Consider the following 18,751-nt stretch of genomic DNA (forward strand, 5'->3'; position numbering starts at 1 on the left):
GCGAACGACGCAAGGCTTAAGAGGTGGAACTCGTTGACTTGAGCAATAGCCGCGTGAGGTTCCCTCCGTTGTAGCGACTGGCGTGGAGACAAGGAAGACGAGGAGACAAACTCCCCTGCAAAGTGCCCCCTACCCCTGCCCCCTACCCCCTGCCCCCTGCCCCCTGCAAGAAAGCTTCTTTTGGTCAAATTTTCTCACTTTTTCATTTTCTCCAGGGTGGATGATTGATTTATTTTCACAGCGAACAATTGCCTTGGGGCAATTGTCGCTTCACCAAGCTTGCGAACATACAAGTCCTACCTATGGAACTCCAGTCCCTAGTTCTTGCTTTAGAACCGACAAACCAAGTTCTCGGCAATGAACCAATTGTTCCCTTTGCCATTTTATTAGTGGTTATCTTAGTCGTGCCGATTCTATTTGAGCGGCTAAGACTACCCGGATTAGTAGGTTTGGTTTTTTCGGGGGTAGTACTTGGTCCATCAGGTTGGAATGTATTCCAGCCTGATTCGCCAACTATCAATTTGCTATCAGATATCGGGTTAGTCTACTTGATGTTTATAGCGGGGTTAGAAGTTGACTTAGAACAATTCCGCCGTCAGAAAAGTCGTTCTTTTGGATTTGCTAGCTTCACCTTTTTTATCCCCCTAGCCTTAGGAACCTTAATCGGACAGATTTTTGGTTTTAGCGGCAATGCTTCGATATTAATTGGCTCAATGTTTGCTTCCTACACTTTGTTGGCATATCCGCTTATCAATCGCCTGGGAATAGTCAAAAATCAAGCTGTCAGCGTCACCATTGGAGCCACAATTTTTACTAACATTGGCGCACTGCTGGTGTTATCTCTGTGTATAGCCGTTCATATTAGACAATTCAGCTATTGGGGATTGATAACTTTATTTAATTCCTTAATTATTTACTTAATCGTTGTATTAGTCGGCTTTGATTGGGCGGGTAAAGAATTTTTTCGACGATCTGGAGACGATGAGGGAAACCAATTTTTATTTGTATTGCTTTGCATATTTCTTGCCGCTGTCGGTGCTCAATTAATCGGAGTAGAAAAAATCGTTGGAGCCTTTTTAGCAGGTTTGGCGGTAAATGGTGTCCTCGCTTCTGGACCTGTCAAAGAAAAGGTAATGTTCGTTGGTAGCGTGCTGTTCATTCCTATTTTCTTTGTTCACCTTGGCTCATTAATTAATTTGCCAGCTGCCAACAACTTTAGCACGCTGAAGCTAACTTTATTTATTGTAATTGGTTTATTGCTGAGTAAATTTCTCGCCGCTTTTTTAGCGAAACTAGTTTACCGCTATAACTGGCAAGAAATGTTAATGATGTGGTCGCTGAGTCTACCCCAAGTGGGTGCGACATTAGCGGCAACATTAGTGGGATATCGGGCGGAGTTGTTACCGATATGGGTATTAAATAGTGTTGTTAGCTTAATGCTGGTGACATCAACCGTAGGACCGTTGATTACCAGTCGTCTTGCTGCTGGTTTGGCTTCATCATCTGTTGAGCAGCAGGCAACTACAACACAGTCGTATCAAAATATAGAAAAGAAACCTAGTAATTTTACTATAGTCGTACCTATTTACAATCCGCAAACTCAGCAATATTTGATTGAAATGGCGGCATTATTAGCACGTCAAAAAAATGGCAAAATTATACCATTAGCGATCGCTACTGCGGCGGCTCACATGGATGCACCGCAGTTAGAAATTTCTCTGCAACGCAGTGAACGCTTACTTTCCAAAGCTACCGCTCAAAGTCAAGTATTGAGCGTAGAAGCAGAACCATTGCTGCGAATTGATGATGCTTTTGCTCAAGGTATCAGCAGAGCTGCTCGCGAACAAAAAGCTAATTTAATTGTTATGGGTTGGGGCAAACGGACTGGGCTGAGAGCGCGTTTATTTGGTAATGTGATTGACAGCGTTCTCTGGGCGTCTCATTGTCCGGTAGCGGTGACACGTTTAGTAGAATCACCTCGAAAAATTCAGCGAATTTTAGTGCCCGTAGAAAACCTGATGGCACCGTCATTGCACCCCGTTCAATTTGCGATCGCGTTAGCAGAAGCAAATCAAGCGCAAGTTACCGTGTTGAATGTATGCGATCGCCGCACTAGTTCCAGTAAAATCGCTTCTAGGCGATCGCAACTTGGCTTATTAGTATCTAAATTAGCTTTGCCCAATCCCCCAGAAGTTCAAATTATTGCCCATGAAAACGTTGCCCAAGCAATTTTGCAGGCAGCGCGATTATATGATTTAGTAGTGTTACCTTTTATACGCAATCGCACAAGTCCCGGTGGATTAGCGATTAGTGATGTCACTACCCAGTTAGCCAGACAACTCACCTGCTCTATCGTCATGCTTGGCGAACCAGAACGCAATCCCACAGCAGCTTTGCCTACAGCAGTTCCCAATACTACAGCGGTAATTGGTAACGCGGTAATTGGTAATGGGTAATGAATGGGGCATCGGGCATGGGGCATGGGGCATGGGGCATAGGGCATGGGGCATGGGGCATGGGGCATGGGGCATGGGGCATGGGGCATCGGGCATAGTCCTTTGTGAAATACGTCTAGCTTCTTTTTATTCCCATTGCCCATTAAACAATTGCCCATTGCCCCATGCCCATTAAACAATTGCCCATTGCCCCATGCCCATTAAACAATTGCCCAATGCCCAATGCCCATTGCCCAATGCCCATTAAACAATTGCCCAATGCCCGATTTTCAAAACTTTATATTTTTAAAGATTTTGTAAAGTCTTGCGGAAAAGCCCAGATTAGGCTATGAATGTTTGTTATTTTGCTAAGTGAATTGTGAAGTAATCAACTGCTTGATTGCATCTAGAAGTAAATCGCAATCCTAAAAATACCTTTTTAATTACCCGTGGTAGTGCTCAATTTTTGTTATCAGGCTGGGTACTCTAAAAACAAGCGCGATTGCACTTTGCAAAAATATGTAAGTAACTGGTAAATTATGAGAATTTTGGTGACAGGCGGTGCTGGGTTCCTTGGTTCCCATCTAATCGACAGACTAATGGCTGATGGGCATGAAGTTATCTGTTTGGATAACTTCTACACAGGTAATAAACAAAACATCCTCAAATGGATGAATCATCCATACTTTGAACTCATCCGCCACGACATCACCGAACCAATTCGGTTAGAAGTGGATCAAATTTATCATCTGGCTTGTCCTGCTTCCCCAGTACATTACCAGTACAATCCAGTCAAAACAGTAAAAACCAACGTTATGGGGACGTTGAATATGCTGGGGTTGGCTAAACGTGTGAAAGCACGATTTTTCTTAGCTTCAACAAGCGAAGTGTACGGAGATCCAGAAGTTCATCCGCAAACTGAAGAGTATAGAGGTAGCGTCAATCCCATCGGGCTGCGTTCATGTTACGACGAAGGCAAACGAATTGCGGAAACTTTGGCATTTGACTACTACAGACAAAATAAAGTTGATATTCGGGTTGTCCGTATTTTCAACACCTATGGTCCTCGGATGTTAGAAAATGATGGTCGGGTAGTAAGTAACTTTATCGTTCAGGCTTTACGGGGCGAACCTTTGACAATATACGGGGATGGTTCGCAAACCCGTAGTTTCTGCTACGTTTCCGACTTGATCGAAGGATTTTTACGCTTGATGAAGAGTGACTACGTAGGTCCAGTAAATATAGGCAATCCTGGTGAATATACTATTTTAGAATTAGCTCAAGCCGTGCAAACCCTGATAAATCCGGATGCAGAAATAAAATTTGAGCCTTTGCCTTCTGACGATCCGCGTCGCCGCCGTCCCGATATTACCAAAGCAAAAACTTTGTTAAATTGGGAACCTACCGTTCCTCTGCAAGAAGGGTTAAAACTGACTGTAGAAGATTTCCGCGATCGCATCAAAGGTAACCAACAGTCAACAGTCAACAGTCAATAGTCAAAAAACTATTAATTATGGACTCTGGACTACGGAATGCGTGAAGAAGTGAAAACTTCTCTTTGACGACTAACCCCAAAAAAGTAAGGAACTAACAAAATGCGTGTTTGTGTAATTGGTACTGGCTACGTTGGTTTGGTGACAGGCGCTTGCTTGGCTCATATTGGACATAGTGTAATTTGCGTAGACAACAACGAAGAAAAAGTCAAGTTAATGAAGTCTGGGCAATCGCCAATTTTCGAGCCGGGACTCTCGGAAATAATGCAGTCTGCCATTCAATCGGGTAATATTGAGTTCACAACTGACATCAGTGCAGGCGTTTCTCACGGGGAAATTTTGTTTATTGCTGTGGGAACACCACCCTTACCCACTGGTGAAAGTGATACCCGTTACGTTGAGGCTGTAGCCCGTGGTATTGGCGCAAATCTTGACGGTGGTTATAAGGTCATCGTCAACAAGTCTACAGTGCCTATTGGCTCAGGTGACTGGGTGCGGATGCTTGTTATAGATGGCATCGTTGAACGCCAAAAAACATTAGTTCCCGCCGGTGCGGTTGCAAGTGAAGAGAAATTGCCTGAGTATGCATCTAAATTTGATGTAGTCAGCAATCCAGAGTTTTTGCGCGAAGGTTCGGCAGTGTACGACACCTTTAACCCCGATCGCATTGTCTTGGGTGGTAACTCTCCAAGAGCGATCGGCATGATGAAAGAATTGTATGCCCCAATTATCGAGCGCAACTTTGCTGAGGATAAATCTTTACCTCAAGTGCCAGTATTGGCAACAGATTTAAGCTCGGCAGAAATGATTAAATATGCTGCTAACGCTTTTCTGGCAACCAAGATTAGTTTCATTAACGAAGTTGCGAATATTTGCGATCGCGTTGGTGCTGATATTACCCAAGTAGCAAAAGGTATCGGTTTAGATTCTCGGATTGGTAACAAATTCTTGCAAGCTGGTATCGGCTGGGGTGGTTCCTGCTTCCCGAAAGATGTCTCTGCCCTGGTTCATACTGCTGATGACTACGGCTATGAAGCTCACCTGCTGAAAGCTGCCGTCAGCGTCAACGAACGTCAGCGCTTGATTGCTTTAGAAAAACTGCAACAAGCCCTGAAAATCCTCAAAGGCAAAACCGTCGGATTACTCGGTTTAACCTTTAAGCCCGATACCGACGATTTGCGCGACGCACCGGCACTCAACTTGATTGAGCAGTTGAATAGACTCGGAGCCAAAGTTAAAGCATACGATCCGATTATTTCTCAAACCGGAATGCGTCATGGTCTTTCTGGCGTGTTGGTTGAAACCGATGCCGAACGGCTTGCTGATGGTTGTGATGCTTTAGTATTGGTGACTGAATGGGAACAGTTCAGCAATCTCGACTACGCGAAAATGGCTAAGTTGATGTGCCACGCGGTAATGATTGACGGTCGTAACTTCCTCGATCCGGAAAAAATGGTACGGGCTGGGTTCCAATATATAGGCGTTGGACGCTAAATCGATTTTAGCTAAATTCGGCATTCATCCATTTCTCCCTAGACTGAATCTATTGTGAAGTTAATCCCCCGCTTAAAAAACGGGGGATTTTGTATTATTGGTCATTTTTAATACTTTTTATCTTAAGTCCGGCAAATCATACATATTGTAGAGACGTTTTGGCGGTACGTCTATGCGTGACGGTTGCAGCGTTTTGAAGTTGGGAAATATTTAATACAAATATCAGAATATCTACTCCTATTTACATATATCTTCAGATTGATGAATATGTGAAAAACTTTAGTAACTTAGGTTACTAAATGTCTTTAACAAATCAAAATAATAATGCTGCTCGTTACAGAGACAAAGAATACCCCCACAGCAAATCATGGGATCGAGTCTTTATTTGCATGGCAAAGGCTGGGAGCGAAAATCATCCGGCAAGTTGCAATTAAAGGCGAAAATCTTCTTTCTTTAAAATGCAGTGGTGTTTATTAACAGCTGCAAGTCCAAGAATTAGCTACAACAAACTTTTAACAACTAACTTCTGAAAAATTGGTTTAGAAGCATCGGAGGAGATGATGGCTAAGTTAGAGGGAAAGATTGCTTTGATAGCTGGAGGTACAGGGGGTGTTGGCGAAGGTATTGTCCGGGCTTTTCTTCAAGAGGGGGCTACTGTAGTTGTGCCATCGCGCACACAAGAGAAACTTGAAGAATTGCGCGGATATTTGGCAACGACAGAGCGCTTTATCCCGATTGTCGGGGATATGAGTGATAGCGATCGCTCAGAAAATTGCCTCGATCGCATTCTTAATCAAGTCGGACATTTAGATGCTGTAGTCGCTTCCCTCAACGGTCGCTGGAACGAAGACATCCCGCTGCTAAAGACTTCCTTAGAAGATTGGAAACGAATGCTCGACAGCAATCTTACCTCACATTTTGTCACTGCCCGGACATTCTTACCAGTACTGAAACGTGGCAGCACCTATACATTGATTGGTGGTGGTGCCGCTGACCAAGCTATCCCTAACTACGGTTTGGTTTGTATACCAGCAGCCGCAGAAATTATGCTGACGCAAATACTGATAGAAGAAAACAAAAATAGCGGTGTTCGCATTAACGAAGTTATTCTCCACAGTTTGATTGCAACACGCGATCGACCAGCGGACGGACATCCAGAATGGCTGAGTGCTGATGAAGTAGGCAGATACACCGCATGGCTAGCTTCTGATGAAGCAAGCATGGTGACAGGCAGTATTATTCGCTTGTACGAGCATCCGTGATGGGGAGTAGGGAGTAGGAAGTAGGGACGCTTGGAGTAGGGGAAAGGGGAAGAATTATTACTAAGCCGAATGCGAGCGTGCCCAATTCCCAATTCCCAATTTCTTTCATCAAAATAATAATAAAAACTTATGAACTCAAAACCAACTGTACTCATTGCTGGTATCACGGGTATCCTTGGTAGCAAAATCGCTTTAACGATACTAGAAAAAGGCGTAATGAACGTTAAAGGACTGGTTCGCTCGAATAACATCAACCACAAGAAGCAACAGCAATTGGACGACTTAAAGGCGAAAGGAGTTGTTTTTGTTGAAGGTGATTTATTTGACCAAAAAAGTCTGACTGAAGCTTGCCGGGAAGTTGAAATAATTGTCTCCGCAATCAAAGGCAGTAGCAGCCATCAAACAAACTTGTACCGTGAAGATATCGTGCTTTCCGGGCAGTTAAATTTGTTAGAAGCTGCGATAAATAATAATGTGAAAAAATTTGTCCCTTCCGATTATTCAGTGGATTACTTCAAACTGGATTTGGGCGATAACTACAATCTCGACTTTCGCATCAAGTTTGCCGAGCTTTTGAAACAGTCAGGACTTGAATATACTTTTATTCTCAATGGTGCTTTTACCGAAGTTCAATTATCACCCTTTGCCAAGTTATTTGATTTTGAGGTGGGTACGTTTAGCTATTGGGGTGATGGTGAGCAACCGTGTGATTTTACCACATACGATGATACGGCGAAATATATTGCCGAGGCGATCGCCGATCCGCAAATGGTCAATGAGGCGCTGAAAGTTGCGGGTGATGTCCTCACCATGAAACAATTACTCGCCACCTTTGAAGAAGTAAAAGGTAAAAAACTGGTAGAAAAACGCTTAGGAAGTGTGGACGATTTAAAAGCCTGGATTGCTAAAACAAAACAGAAAGCCTTCTGCCCACTTGAATACATTCCCGAACAGTATCACTACACGATGGTATCGGGCAAAGGCAAACTTGACGAACTTGATAACGCTCGTTATCCGCACATCCAACCGACTACAGTCAAGCAATTTGTTAGTCAGGGAAATTTTTAGAATATGACTTCTCTATCTGGTAAAGTCGCAATTGTTACAGGTTCATCACGCGGTATTGGACGAGCCATTGCGGAACGCTTGGGACGTGATGGTGCAAATGTCGTTGTCACTTACGCCAGCAATAAAGACAAAGCAGAAGAAGTGGTTTCCGCAATTAAAGTTAATGGAACGGATGCGATCGCTATCCAAGTTGACATGCGAAAAATTGAAGATGTCCGCAATCTCTTCCAAAAGACACTTGACTACTTTGGTAAGCTGGATATTCTCGTTAACAACGCCGCCGGCAAGAACATTTTTAAACCCACGGCAGAAATGACCGAAGACGAGTATAACTCGATGTTCGACATCAGCAGAGGAGTTTACTTTTCCCTGCAACAAGCAGCACATCACATCGCAGATAACGGGAGAATTGTCAACATTTCTTCCGCTGGTACATCACAAAGTATTGCCACAGGCGGTGCTTATGCTGGTTGCAAAGCAGCGATTGAGCAATTTAGTATGGGGCTGGCAAAAGAATTAGGGACACGCAAGATTACAGTTAATACAGTTGCCCCTGGTGTTACTGACACTGATGGGTTGGTATTGGAACAAGAGCAAGTCAATCAAATGATTGCTCAAACGCCACTTGGTCGCCTCGGTCGTCCTGATGATATTGCGAATGTTGTTTCTCTGCTGGTATCTGATGATGCCGGGTGGGTGACTGGTCAAAATATCCGCGCTACAGGCGGAATTGTCTAGACCAACAGTAGCAGCAATTACAAAAAACCTTGCTATTTCCTCCCAGCGGTAGAGAGTGTAAATCTACCTAAGACATAGGCTAGAGGATGTTTGACTTTTTTTGTCAATTTATCACAAATAGCATCAAAATTATGCCTGATATTGTTGATACTGCTATGAGTGCGGGGACTTTCTCCACCTTAGTCACGGCAGTTACGGCTGCTGGTCTTGCAGACACTCTCAAGAGTCCTGGTCCATTCACTGTTTTCGCGCCAAATGATGATGCCTTTTCTAAGTTGCCATCGGGAACAGTCGAAGCGCTACTTCAAGATATCCTCACCCTGAGAAAAATTCTAGAATATCATGTGGTTTCTGGCAAAGTCACGGCGGCTGATGTCGTTAAACTCAGTCAAGCGACGACGGTTGAAGGTTCAGATGTCAAAATTGATGCCTCGAATGGTGTCAAGGTGAATGATGCCACAGTCGTTCAGCCTGATATCGAAACTGAAAATGGAGTTATCCATGTAATTGACAGCGTACTCTTGCCTGCATCAGTCAGTTTGTAGAGTTTTTGTGAGATTTGTAGTAAGCACGAAGCGTGCTTTATTTAAGCGCTTCAGCGCTTACTACGTTCTTTTTTAAAGAAATTAATCATCATGACTGCAAATACTCAAACACAAAAGCAATCTTCTGATACTAAGTTGCTGCAAGACCGAGTAGTGCTTGTTACTGGTGCAGGTCGGGGCATTGGTGCAGCTACAGCGAAACTTTTGGCAAGTCATGGCGCGGCTGTGGGTGTGAATTATTATAGCAGCGAAGCAGCAGCGCAAGAGGTTGTAGACGAGATTACCACAAATGGCGGAAAAGCGATCGCCATTAAAGGCGATGTTACACAAATGTCGGAAGTTGAATCGCTGGTAAAGCAAGTCACAGAAGCTTTTGGGGCGATTGATACTCTAATTTTAAATGCGAATGCTTCCTTTGCGATCGCTCCTTTTGTTGACCATAAATGGGAAGACTTTGAAGCGAAACTGTTGGGGGAACTTAAAGGCGCTTTTTATCCCTGTAAAGCGGTGGTTCCCTCGATGATTGAACACAAACGCGGCTGTATCATTGCTGTTAGTTCTGTCGCCGCACGTTATGCAAGTGAAGGCTTTATTTCCCACTCTACAGCTAAGTCGGGATTAGATGGCTTTGTGAAAAGTCTTGCTTTAGAACTTGGTCCCCACAATATTCGAGTTAACGCTATCGCACCTGGACTAATCGAAACAGACACCAGCGCGCTCATGCCCCAAGAGTGGAAAGACAACATGGCTCAAATGGTTCCGTTGCGAAGAAATGGACAGCCTGAAGACGTTGCAGGTGCGATTCTTTTAATGGCTTCTGAACAAGCAAGATTTATTACAGGTACTTACTTGCTGGTTAACGGTGGTCTTCAGATGATTTGAAACAGCTTGAAACTTACGCTCAAGCATAGCGATCGCATTTTATTGGCAGTAAGACTCGCCGATCGCGTTTTGAACCTGAAACTTCGCGTTTTGAACATGAAACTTCGAGTTCAGAACATGAAACTTCGAGTTCAGAAGCTCAAACTTCGAGTTCAGAAGCTCAAACTTCGAGTTCAGAACATGAAACTTCGTGTTCAGAACCTGAAACTTCGAGTTCTAATACTCGCGCAAGATACAAAAACACTCAACGATGAAGCAAACTTGGAGAAACAAGAGCAATTATTTGCCACTTAATCGATGAACTCCAACGACAATCTTGATCCTGAAGAAATACGCCTTGGGGAAGATGCACGACGAGAGAAAAATTGGAAGCGCTGGGGACCGTATTTAGCAGAAAGACAGTGGGGAACTGTGCGCGAAGACTATTCGGAAGATGGTTCTAACTGGGATTACTTTCCCCACGAACAAGCACGCAGTCGCGCTTATCGTTGGGGGGAAGATGGACTTTTGGGAATATGCGATCGCGAAGGTCGTCTTTGTTTTGCCCTGGCTTTGTGGAATGGATGCGACCCAATTCTCAAAGAACGCATTTTCGGGTTGACTAACAGTCAGGGAAATCACGGGGAAGATGTCAAAGAATATTATTTTTACCTCGACTCAACACCCACTCATTCTTATTTCAAAGCTAATTATAAGTATCCTCAAAGCGAGTTTCCCTACACGCGCTTAATTGCCGAAAATCGCGATCGCAGCGAATCAGAATCAGAATTTGAACTTATCGATACAGGCATTTTTGCTGAAAATCGCTACTTTGACGTTTTTGCGGAATACGCTAAAGCCAGTCCTAACGATATCTTAATTAAAATCACCGTTGCCAATCGCGCATCCCAAGCGGCTACACTTGACATTTTACCCACAATCTGGTTTAAAAATACTTGGTCTTGGGGTCGCACGGGCGAGAGTTATTGGTCAAAACCCTGCATCGAGTATAAAAAAGATGGGGAACTTTTGCTCGATCAGGAAACTTTGGGCAAATTTCATCTTGCAGTTGAACCGTTTTTAGGTAGCGAACCGCCCAAATTTTTGTTTACCGACAACGAGACAAACGCAGTCAAGTTGTTTAACGCGGCTGAAAATTCTAGCGCTTACGTTAAAGATGCTTTTCACGATTATATTGTCAGCGGTATCAAAGATGCTGTAAATCCGGAAATGGTGGGCACGAAAGCAGCCGCACACTACCACCTAGAAATACCAGCAAAGGAAGAAGTTACAATCAGGTTGCGGCTATTTGCCCAAGACGAAGCACCACAACAGCCATTTGATGAAGACTTTGAGCGGATATTTCAACAGCGCATCGACGAGGCAGAAGAATTTTATCAAAAGCGCGTTTCTTGCAACCTTAGCGAACACGAAAACCGAGTAGTCAGACAAGCTTATGCAGGGTTGCTGTGGTCAAAACAATTTTATCATTATGGTGTGAAGCAGTGGTTAGAAGGCGATCCGGCACAACCTCCACCACCAAAGCCAAAAAATCGGCGTAATGTCGATTGGACTGAACTTTACAACCGCGATGTTATTTCCATGCCCGACAAATGGGAGTATCCTTGGTATGCAAGTTGGGATTCAGCCTTTCAGATTGTCGCTTTTGCCAAAATCGATCCAGAGTTTGCCAAACAGCAGCTAATTTTGTTTCTGCGGGAATGGTATATGCATCCCAACGGACAAATACCAGCTTACGAATTTGACTTTTCGGCGACAAATCCGCCAGTATTGCCTTGGGCTTGTTGGCGTGTTTATAAAATTACTGCTTGTAAGGGAGAACGCGATCGCGTTTTTTTAGCGCGTGTCTTCCAAAAATTGTTGGTAAACTTTACTTGGTGGGTGAACCGCAAAGATTCTACCGGGAAAAATATCTTTTCCGGCGGCTTTTTGGGGATGGATAATATCGGAGTTTTCGATCGATCCAAACCGCTACCCACTGGAGGAAATCTTCAACAAGCAGACGGCACCGCTTGGATGGCATTTTACTGCTTAACCATGCTGGCAATGGCGCTGGAATTAGCTGATGAAGACCCCGCTTATGAAGATATTGCATCGAAGTTTTTTGAACATTTTATCGCCATATCTGATGCAATGAATCGACTCGGTGGAACTGGATTGTGGGACGAAGAAGACGGATTTTATTACGATCAGCTTGAGATGGATGATAAATGTATACCATTGAAAGTGCGATCGCTTGTCGGACTTGTGCTATTTTTTGCTGTAGAAACTATCGATTTTCACTTAATCGAACGTCTGCTAGGATTTTCTAAACGAATGCAGTGGTTTCTCAAAAATCGCAAGGACGTAACTCAGCACATTTCCTGCATGAAAAAAGCGCGGGATCATGGACGCATGTTGTTAGCCATTCCATCTCAAGAACGTTTAGAAAGAGTGCTGCGCTACTTGCTAGATGAAACCGAATTTCTCTCTAAATATGGCATTCGCTCACTGTCTCGCTATCATTTAGATCATCCTTATTTCTTGAAAATTGACCATCAAGAGTATTGTGTCAAGTACCTTCCGGGAGAATCTAACAGCAACTTTTTCGGGGGCAATTCCAATTGGCGCGGACCAATTTGGTTTCCCTTAAATTACCTGCTTATTGAAGCTTTAGAACGTTATTACCACTTTTACGGCGACTCCTTAAAAGTTGAATGTCCCACAAATTCCGGACAAATGATGAACCTCTCACAAGTAGCGGACGAACTACAAAAGCGATTAACCCAGATATTTATTCCTGACGGGCAAGGACGCTGCCCTTGGCAGGGTAATAATCAATACTTTGCTAACGATCCTCATTGGCGCGACTTAATTCTCTATCACGAGTACTTCTGTGGCGATTCTGGGCACGGTTTAGGAGCAAATCACCAAACCGGCTGGACAGCATTAATTGCCCGATTACTAGAAGATATTGGCTGTAAAAGATAAAACATTTGGGCATGGGGCATGGGGCATGGGGCATTGGGCATGGGGCATCGTCCAAGTGGGCATCGTCCAAGTGGGCATCGGGTATGGGAAAAAGATTTGACTTTATTCTCACGTTCCGATTGCCCAATGCCCATTGCCCAATGCCCATTGCCCATTGCCCATTGCCCATTGCCCAATGCCCAATGCCCATTGCCCAATGCCCAATGCCCAATGCCCAATGCCCAATGCCCAATGCCCAATGCCCATTCCCCCTTATCACCAAAACATTCGATTCAAAAAGTGACGTAATAACTTTGGTTCTTCTGGTTCATGATAATCTTTTGGCAACAAAGCAAGCAGCGCTGCTTGCAATTCATCCAAGACAGCTTGTATTTCTTTCGACTTTGGTCGATGAGATTGGGGAAAAATTAACGCTTCACCAAAACGCAGAGTTAATTCTTTTCTCAAATACAAATCTTGACTACCGATGAGCGCTACAGGTAAAATCGGCACGCCAGAACGCAAAGCATAAATTGCCGCACCACGCTTGAGGGGTAGTTGCAATTCACCTTCAACGCTGCCAAGTCTCCCCTCTGGAAACAGAATAATTCCATCTCCACAAGCAAAAATGCCTTGGACGATGCGATCTAGGCGTCGCAGTGTCTCTATAGAATTGCCTTGAGGGACATATTGTTGAATATCATCTGCCAATTGAGCTAAATCTGAACGTCCTGCTTTTGCACCTGAAATCACTGCAACTTCTTCTTTCCAAATGCGTTCTAGGGGAATAACTCCTTTAGCTAAACGCATAATTAAACGTTTCCACCAGTTGTTGTAAAGTGTGCGGGCATCGCCCAAAATATGGTAATAGGGGTTTGCAGGCAACTCTGATAGTAGGAGAAATGGATCGATGTGGTTGAGATGATTAGCGGCAATCAGCGCGGGTGTTTGAGGAATGCGTTCGGGAAATTCAACTTTAATTTGAAAAAGAGCGTGAATTATAGTTCGCAACAGTTTTCGTCGCACCTCACCGCTGATTTTCTCCTCTGCACCACCTTCTGCTGAGAGTAACGCTTCGGCGATCGCACCATTAGCGCGATCGTTGCGTGCGTAAGCAACACCCTCTTTTGCTCGTTGAATTGTTGCTTTTGTCAGTGGTGGTAAAATAAGTTCTGCATGAGGAATTGATTGATCTGGTGAGGTGGATTTCATTTCTCTATTCTCAGATTAGAATTTAATGTGAGCTGTCGAGAGCGGATTGGTGAAAATCGATGTTTGGCGATTAAATTAATTTAACGAACCACGAAGGCACGAAGGACACGAAGGAATAAGAGGAGCGAGAGAGTTTTTGCGTAAGTCCTATAATTAATAGTTTACTTTGTTTGCGCCACAAAAAAGATTACAGCATTTTTTCGAGAAATTGCTTTGCGCGATCGCATTGCGGATTTGAGAAAAATTCGCTGGGTGTGGTATCTTCTGCGAGAGTTCCTCGGTCGAGAAACATAATTCGACTGGCTACTTCTCTAGCGAATCCCATTTCATGAGTCACAATCGCCATCGTGATTTCTGATTGTGCTAAACCTTTCATCACGTCCAATACATCTTTGACCATTTCTGGATCTAAAGCTGAGGTTGGTTCATCGAACAAAATCATCTGCGGTTCCATCGCTAATGCGCGAGCGATCGCAACTCGTTGTTTTTGTCCTCCAGATAATTTAGATGGGTAAACATCGGCTTTTTCTGCCAAACCGACTTTACTAAGTAACTCTAACCCTTTTTGTTTTGCTTGTTGCTTATCAACTTTTTTCACTTTAATCGGTGCATAAGTGACATTTTGCAGCACCGTCATGTGAGGAAACAAATTAAAGTGTTGAAACACCATTACTAAAGAAGAGCGAACTTTGAGAATGTTTGTTTTCGAGTTGGTGATTTCTTGTTCATAAAAGTAAACTCGTCCTTTCGTCGGACGTTCCAGCAAATTCATACATCGGAGAAAAGTAGACTTACCCGAACCCGAAGGACCAAGAATAGCGACTACTTCACCTTGATAAATCTCTGTGGAAATATCTTTGAGGACATCGAGTTTACCAAAAGACTTACACAAAAATTCCGTGCGAATTACAACTTGATTCATATTATTAGGGCATTGGGCATTGGGCATTGGGCATTGGTAATTGGGCAATGGGCATTGGGCATTGGGCAATGGGCATTAGGCATTGGGCATTGGCATTGGGCAATGGGCATTGGGCAATCGGAACGTGAGAATAAAGTCAAATCTTTTTCCCATACCCGATGCCCACTTGGACGATGCCCCATGCCCAATGCCCCATGCCCCATGCCCCATGCCCAATGCCCCATGCCCAATTACCATTATTCACTTCGCCTTAATCTTGTTTCTAAAGCAGAAGCAGCAAATGTCAAACCCATGACTAAAACATAGTAAATTAAACCTGCAAACAACAACGGCTCAAAGTAGATATATTTATTTGCGCCGATAATTTGAGCGCTGCGTAAAATTTCCACCACACCAATTGTTGACACCAACGCCGAATCTTTTAATAGTCCGATAGTTTCATTCACCAAAGCTGGTAAAATGTTCTTTAAAGCTTGAGGTAAAATTACATCCCACATCATCAACCAGTAAGAAACACCCATTGACATCGCTGCTTCACTTTGTCCTTTATCTACTGCTTGAATTCCTCCGCGAATAGTTTCTGACATGTACGCGCCAGAGTTGAGGGTAAAAGTTAGCACACCCGCTTGCAATGCGGAAATATCATAACCCGTGAGTTGAGGCGTTGCGTAGTAAACTAAAGCCAATTGTAAAAGCAGCGGAGTGCCTCGAAATATAGAGGTGTAAGCATTAGCAAATAAAGTCAGTGGCTTGATGTCGGCAATTTTAAATAAGGATAATACAGTTCCCCAAATTAAACCTAAAAATACTGATAATAAAGTGAACAAAAGAGTTAATGGTATTCCCTGAAGAATAAAGGGAATGTCGGGAAGGATTCTGCTAAAGTCGAGATTCAGTCCGGTTTTGGGTGCGGGTGCTGATGAGGATGCGGCGGTGTTTTGTGAAAACCACTTGGTTGCTAATTGTTGTATTTCACCTTTATCCTTCATTTGCTGAAGAACTTTGTTGAAAGGTTCAACTAAAGCAGAGTTTTTCGGGAAAGCGATCGCCGATCCACTTCCCTCTTCTGAAGGAATCGGATTAAATTCTAAATCTGGATTAGCTTGCGCGAATCCCTTGGCAACGGTATCCTCAACAATAGCCGCATCAATTCGCCGCGATTTTATCTCTTGAATTGCTTCCGGCACTTTGTTGAGTTGTTTTAACTGGATACCTGTAACTTTTTGGGCAATTTTCTTCGCATTTGTTTCCTGAATTGTCCCCAATTGCACGCCGACTGTTTTACCTGCAAGGTCTTGCGGTTGCTTCAGGTTGCTATTTTTCGGCGCGACAATCGTATCTTTGGCTTCGTAATAGATAATCGAGAAATCAGCGTTTTTCTTGCGTTCTGGAGTCGGAGTCATCCCAGCCATGACAAAATCAGCCCGATTTGCTTGCAGTGCGGGAATTAAACCGTTGAAATCCGACTCCATCACCTTGAGTTTAAATTTTAGTTCTTTGGCGATCGCCCGAGCAATATCAACATCAAAGCCAACGATTTTCCGTTCTCCTCCCTGAGTGTCGTAATACTCATAGGGAGGATAATCAGGTGAAGTAATCAACGTCAGCGTATCTTTCCCCACAGACGAAGCTTGTAGAGGATTGCTGTAACTCGTAACGATGCTAATTGCCACCATTGCCGCAAACAGCACCGTAAATAGTAAAGCTATGCGTTTCTTCATTTTTTGGTAGATGCAATTTTAGCCGCCATTAGGGTAACTCTTTTTTGGTGGTAATGGGGAGTGGAGGAGTGGGGGAGTGGAGGAGTGGGGGAGTGGAGGAGTGGGGGAGTGGAGGAGTGGGGGAGTGGAGGAGTGGGGGAGTGGAGGAGTGAGGGAAACAAGAATTAATTATTCTCCCTGTCCCCCTGTTCCCCTGTCTCCTTTAGATAAAAAAAGCCCTCTTGATAGTTACCCGACAAGAGAGCAGAAGTGTTCTGTGAGGAGCAAACTGGACGTTTGCTTAACATAAGTTTAACTAAAGAATGAGATCCGCGAGCAATTATTTTTGGCGATCCTTGAGGAATTCGTAGTAAGCGCTTCAGCGCTTTGTGGAAGCGAGTACAGCGCTTACTACACGAGTATGCAAAATTACTGTAAAACTAACTGTTGTAATTCATCTTCATCAAAGGAACTCAACAAATGACAATGACGCCGATCCAAGGCAACTTCAGAATCGTAAAAACTGCACCTGATGGCGATTCTATCCGCTTTTATCCGCAAAACCCCGAATTGTGGAAGAAATTGCAGACACCAGTCAGCACCAACCGCTCAGGAGGTGCCCAGCTGCGTTTGGATAGCATTGATGCTCTGGAAACACATTATCGCCCGAAAATGGGTAGTATAGGCATACAGCACCAGCCTGCGGAATTTGCTGATGCTGCTGCCGGCGAACTGTTAAAATTTTTGGGATTTCAAAACGTTACCCGTGGTTCCAATCAAGTAATTACTGCCGCAGAACCCGAAGAAGTACCTGGTTTCATCCTCACCCGTTTTGCAGACACCTATGGCAGAGCTGTTGCTTTTGTTTTTAAAGGTGATTCAGAACAAGAAGATGGCAGCAGCATCTATTTAGAAAAATCTTTACTAAAAAAAAGCGCAAATTATCATCTTTTAGCTAAAGGATTAGTTTACCCTACCTTTTACTCCAAGTTATATCCTGATATCCGCAAGCAATTGATTGCTGTCACTGAAAAAGCTCGTACTGATAAAAAGGGTTTATGGGCATCAGATAAAACTAATAAAGGTTTTCTCTTGGAAGAGTTAGAAACTATCACCGACAAAGTTGTTATTTTACCAAAACTGTTTCGTCGGCTGCTTGATTATCTCGCTATTAATGATGGTAGTGTAGCTCTAGACGGATTTATCAGCTTTCTGGAATCTAAGAAAGATAAAGTGATAATTCTTCCAGATAGTCATGTTACAGGATTTGATTTTGTGGTGAAAGTCGATGGTCAAAATATCAAATTAACTGTTCAACCTGAAGATTTAGTTTTTATGGAGAAATAAATATAGAGAAACCGGGTTTCTTTAAGAAACCCGGTTTCTCAAATTAATCAAAAGTATCAATAATACAGTGAGAGATATGGGCATCAAATCTACTTAAAGCATTCCATGTCCGATATCCAATGATGCCATTGGGTTGTTGATAGCGTGATGCCTGAAAAGCTTGTATTGCTTCAGTTGTTTTCGCGTCAAAGATGCCATCGACTTCACCAGAATAATATTTACCATTTTTCAGTGCGTGCTGAACTGCTTTCACCAGGGAACCGCTACTTCCTTGAGTTAACTCTGGCAGACTATTTGCACCTTCACACAAATATGCCCAGGTATTTTTTCCGACAATACCATCTGTTTTCAGGAAGGTAAGACACTGAAAATATTTAACAGCATCTTGAGTTTGTTCTTCAAAGTGACTTGTGACAAGAACTTGTAGAGGATAATCTGATAAAGTATCGAGTTCTGCAAGCCGCTGGTTTAATGCTTTTTGCATTTCTTTGACAAATTGACTACTTGCACCTAATTGCAAGGTTGGTCGATTGGTAGGACATTTAATTGCAGTAGACATCAAGATTGAATTCTATGCTAGATATTTTTTTGCTACAGAATAAGTTCAAACAATTCAACACGGATTACGGAATCTGAGGAGTATTATTTTGAAAATAAGGAAAGAGCGAAAAATTAGGCGATATTTATGGCAATTAATCACCATA

General features: G+C 43.4%; 20 protein-coding genes. 13 read left to right on the forward strand and 7 right to left on the reverse strand.

Going from position 1 to position 18,751, the window contains the following annotated elements; translation table 11 throughout:
* Positions 1-302 precede the first annotated feature (302 nt).
* Positions 303-2,456 (forward strand): cation:proton antiporter domain-containing protein, encoded by a 2,154-nt coding sequence (locus AABK37_RS16550; protein WP_432552651.1) that lies wholly within the window; start codon positions 303-305, stop codon positions 2,454-2,456.
* On the opposite strand, the gene AABK37_RS16555 is transcribed toward AABK37_RS16550, so the two are convergent.
* Positions 2,416-2,538 (reverse strand): hypothetical protein, encoded by a 123-nt coding sequence (locus AABK37_RS16555; RefSeq protein ID WP_432552652.1) that lies wholly within the window; start codon positions 2,536-2,538, stop codon positions 2,416-2,418. The two genes, AABK37_RS16550 and AABK37_RS16555, sit on opposite strands and share 41 nt — an antisense overlap.
* Positions 2,539-2,620: 82 nt before the next feature.
* On the opposite strand from AABK37_RS16555, the gene AABK37_RS16560 reads away from it, so the two are divergent.
* The 11 genes from AABK37_RS16560 to AABK37_RS16610 all read left to right on the forward strand — a co-directional run bounded on the left by AABK37_RS16560 (position 2,621) and on the right by AABK37_RS16610 (position 13,175).
* The gene (locus AABK37_RS16560; RefSeq protein ID WP_432552653.1) at positions 2,621-2,788 is read left to right on the forward strand and encodes a hypothetical protein; all 168 of its coding nucleotides are present in this window, start codon (positions 2,621-2,623) and stop codon (positions 2,786-2,788) included.
* A gap of 186 nt (positions 2,789-2,974) precedes the next feature.
* Positions 2,975-3,931, forward strand: a complete 957-nt coding sequence (locus tag AABK37_RS16565; protein ID WP_432552654.1) for a UDP-glucuronic acid decarboxylase family protein — start codon at positions 2,975-2,977, stop codon at positions 3,929-3,931.
* A gap of 99 nt (positions 3,932-4,030) precedes the next feature.
* Positions 4,031-5,422: a UDP-glucose dehydrogenase family protein gene (locus tag AABK37_RS16570; protein WP_432552655.1), complete on the forward strand. Its 1,392-nt coding sequence runs from the start codon at positions 4,031-4,033 to the stop codon at positions 5,420-5,422.
* A 557-nt stretch (positions 5,423-5,979) separates the two neighbouring features.
* On the forward strand, positions 5,980-6,684 hold the full coding sequence (locus tag AABK37_RS16575; protein WP_432552656.1) for an SDR family NAD(P)-dependent oxidoreductase: 705 nt from the start codon (positions 5,980-5,982) through the stop codon (positions 6,682-6,684).
* Positions 6,685-6,813: 129 nt separating this feature from the next.
* Entirely contained in the window at positions 6,814-7,752 is a 939-nt protein-coding gene (locus AABK37_RS16580; protein WP_432552657.1) for an NmrA family NAD(P)-binding protein, read from the forward strand.
* A 3-nt stretch (positions 7,753-7,755) separates the two neighbouring features.
* The gene (locus tag AABK37_RS16585) at positions 7,756-8,490 is read left to right on the forward strand and encodes an SDR family oxidoreductase (RefSeq protein WP_432552658.1); all 735 of its coding nucleotides are present in this window, start codon (positions 7,756-7,758) and stop codon (positions 8,488-8,490) included.
* 131 nt (positions 8,491-8,621) lie between these two features.
* The gene (locus AABK37_RS16590; protein WP_432552659.1) at positions 8,622-9,035 is read left to right on the forward strand and encodes a fasciclin domain-containing protein; all 414 of its coding nucleotides are present in this window, start codon (positions 8,622-8,624) and stop codon (positions 9,033-9,035) included.
* Between the two features lie 90 nt (positions 9,036-9,125).
* Positions 9,126-9,917: an SDR family NAD(P)-dependent oxidoreductase gene (locus AABK37_RS16595; RefSeq protein ID WP_432552660.1), complete on the forward strand. Its 792-nt coding sequence runs from the start codon at positions 9,126-9,128 to the stop codon at positions 9,915-9,917.
* 6 nt (positions 9,918-9,923) lie between these two features.
* Positions 9,924-10,211 carry a hypothetical protein gene (locus AABK37_RS16600; protein ID WP_432552661.1) on the forward strand — a complete coding sequence of 96 codons (288 nt, stop codon included), beginning with the start codon at positions 9,924-9,926 and terminating at the stop codon, positions 10,209-10,211.
* Between the two features lie 3 nt (positions 10,212-10,214).
* Positions 10,215-12,887 carry an MGH1-like glycoside hydrolase domain-containing protein gene (locus AABK37_RS16605; RefSeq protein ID WP_432552662.1) on the forward strand — a complete coding sequence of 891 codons (2,673 nt, stop codon included), beginning with the start codon at positions 10,215-10,217 and terminating at the stop codon, positions 12,885-12,887.
* 18 nt (positions 12,888-12,905) lie between these two features.
* On the forward strand, positions 12,906-13,175 hold the full coding sequence (locus tag AABK37_RS16610; RefSeq protein ID WP_432552663.1) for a hypothetical protein: 270 nt from the start codon (positions 12,906-12,908) through the stop codon (positions 13,173-13,175).
* Here AABK37_RS16610 and AABK37_RS16615 read toward each other — a convergent pair.
* The 5 genes from AABK37_RS16615 to AABK37_RS16635 form a co-directional block, all read right to left on the reverse strand.
* On the reverse strand, positions 13,143-14,078 hold the full coding sequence (locus AABK37_RS16615) for a lysophospholipid acyltransferase family protein (RefSeq protein ID WP_432552664.1): 936 nt from the start codon (positions 14,076-14,078) through the stop codon (positions 13,143-13,145). The two genes, AABK37_RS16610 and AABK37_RS16615, sit on opposite strands and share 33 nt — an antisense overlap.
* Positions 14,079-14,265: 187 nt before the next feature.
* Entirely contained in the window at positions 14,266-15,000 is a 735-nt protein-coding gene (locus AABK37_RS16620) for an amino acid ABC transporter ATP-binding protein (RefSeq protein ID WP_432552696.1), read from the reverse strand.
* Positions 14,997-15,224, reverse strand: a complete 228-nt coding sequence (locus AABK37_RS16625) for a hypothetical protein (RefSeq protein ID WP_432552665.1) — start codon at positions 15,222-15,224, stop codon at positions 14,997-14,999. Before AABK37_RS16625 ends, AABK37_RS16620 begins: the two co-directional genes overlap by 4 nt.
* 12 nt (positions 15,225-15,236) lie before the next feature.
* Positions 15,237-16,721 (reverse strand): ABC transporter substrate-binding protein/permease, encoded by a 1,485-nt coding sequence (locus tag AABK37_RS16630; protein WP_432552666.1) that lies wholly within the window; start codon positions 16,719-16,721, stop codon positions 15,237-15,239.
* Entirely contained in the window at positions 16,718-16,882 is a 165-nt protein-coding gene (locus AABK37_RS16635) for a hypothetical protein (RefSeq protein WP_432552667.1), read from the reverse strand. Before AABK37_RS16635 ends, AABK37_RS16630 begins: the two co-directional genes overlap by 4 nt.
* A 298-nt stretch (positions 16,883-17,180) precedes the next feature.
* Between AABK37_RS16635 and AABK37_RS16640 the strand changes: the two genes are divergently transcribed.
* A complete protein-coding gene (locus AABK37_RS16640; protein WP_432552668.1) occupies positions 17,181-18,047 on the forward strand; it encodes a thermonuclease family protein in 867 nt (288 codons plus the stop codon).
* Between the two features lie 43 nt (positions 18,048-18,090).
* Here the strand turns inward: AABK37_RS16640 and AABK37_RS16645 are convergent, their stop codons facing one another.
* Positions 18,091-18,606 carry a peptidoglycan-binding domain-containing protein gene (locus tag AABK37_RS16645; RefSeq protein WP_432552669.1) on the reverse strand — a complete coding sequence of 172 codons (516 nt, stop codon included), beginning with the start codon at positions 18,604-18,606 and terminating at the stop codon, positions 18,091-18,093.
* Positions 18,607-18,751 lie beyond the last annotated feature (145 nt).

This window comes from Tolypothrix sp. VBCCA 56010 (genome assembly GCF_050875635.1).
Taxonomy (GTDB): Bacteria; Cyanobacteriota; Cyanobacteriia; order Cyanobacteriales; family Nostocaceae; genus Hassallia.

What these genes read in the sequence shown, in the direction of transcription:
- AABK37_RS16550 (WP_432552651.1), top strand. Translation starts at nt 303, where the DNA reads ATGGAACTCCAGTCCCTAGTTCTTGCTTTAGAACCGACAAACCAAGTT.
- AABK37_RS16555 (WP_432552652.1), bottom strand. Translation starts at nt 2,538, where the DNA reads ATGCCCCATGCCCCATGCCCCATGCCCCATGCCCCATGCCCTATGCCC.
- AABK37_RS16560 (WP_432552653.1), top strand. Translation starts at nt 2,621, where the DNA reads ATGCCCATTAAACAATTGCCCATTGCCCCATGCCCATTAAACAATTGC.
- AABK37_RS16565 (WP_432552654.1), top strand. Translation starts at nt 2,975, where the DNA reads ATGAGAATTTTGGTGACAGGCGGTGCTGGGTTCCTTGGTTCCCATCTA.
- AABK37_RS16570 (WP_432552655.1), top strand. Translation starts at nt 4,031, where the DNA reads ATGCGTGTTTGTGTAATTGGTACTGGCTACGTTGGTTTGGTGACAGGC.
- AABK37_RS16575 (WP_432552656.1), top strand. Translation starts at nt 5,980, where the DNA reads ATGATGGCTAAGTTAGAGGGAAAGATTGCTTTGATAGCTGGAGGTACA.
- AABK37_RS16580 (WP_432552657.1), top strand. Translation starts at nt 6,814, where the DNA reads ATGAACTCAAAACCAACTGTACTCATTGCTGGTATCACGGGTATCCTT.
- AABK37_RS16585 (WP_432552658.1), top strand. Translation starts at nt 7,756, where the DNA reads ATGACTTCTCTATCTGGTAAAGTCGCAATTGTTACAGGTTCATCACGC.
- AABK37_RS16590 (WP_432552659.1), top strand. Translation starts at nt 8,622, where the DNA reads ATGCCTGATATTGTTGATACTGCTATGAGTGCGGGGACTTTCTCCACC.
- AABK37_RS16595 (WP_432552660.1), top strand. Translation starts at nt 9,126, where the DNA reads ATGACTGCAAATACTCAAACACAAAAGCAATCTTCTGATACTAAGTTG.
- AABK37_RS16605 (WP_432552662.1), top strand. Translation starts at nt 10,215, where the DNA reads ATGAACTCCAACGACAATCTTGATCCTGAAGAAATACGCCTTGGGGAA.
- AABK37_RS16610 (WP_432552663.1), top strand. Translation starts at nt 12,906, where the DNA reads ATGGGGCATGGGGCATTGGGCATGGGGCATCGTCCAAGTGGGCATCGT.
- AABK37_RS16615 (WP_432552664.1), bottom strand. Translation starts at nt 14,078, where the DNA reads ATGAAATCCACCTCACCAGATCAATCAATTCCTCATGCAGAACTTATT.
- AABK37_RS16620 (WP_432552696.1), bottom strand. Translation starts at nt 15,000, where the DNA reads ATGAATCAAGTTGTAATTCGCACGGAATTTTTGTGTAAGTCTTTTGGT.
- AABK37_RS16625 (WP_432552665.1), bottom strand. Translation starts at nt 15,224, where the DNA reads ATGGGGCATTGGGCATGGGGCATGGGGCATGGGGCATTGGGCATGGGG.
- AABK37_RS16630 (WP_432552666.1), bottom strand. Translation starts at nt 16,721, where the DNA reads ATGAAGAAACGCATAGCTTTACTATTTACGGTGCTGTTTGCGGCAATG.
- AABK37_RS16640 (WP_432552668.1), top strand. Translation starts at nt 17,181, where the DNA reads ATGACAATGACGCCGATCCAAGGCAACTTCAGAATCGTAAAAACTGCA.
- AABK37_RS16645 (WP_432552669.1), bottom strand. Translation starts at nt 18,606, where the DNA reads ATGTCTACTGCAATTAAATGTCCTACCAATCGACCAACCTTGCAATTA.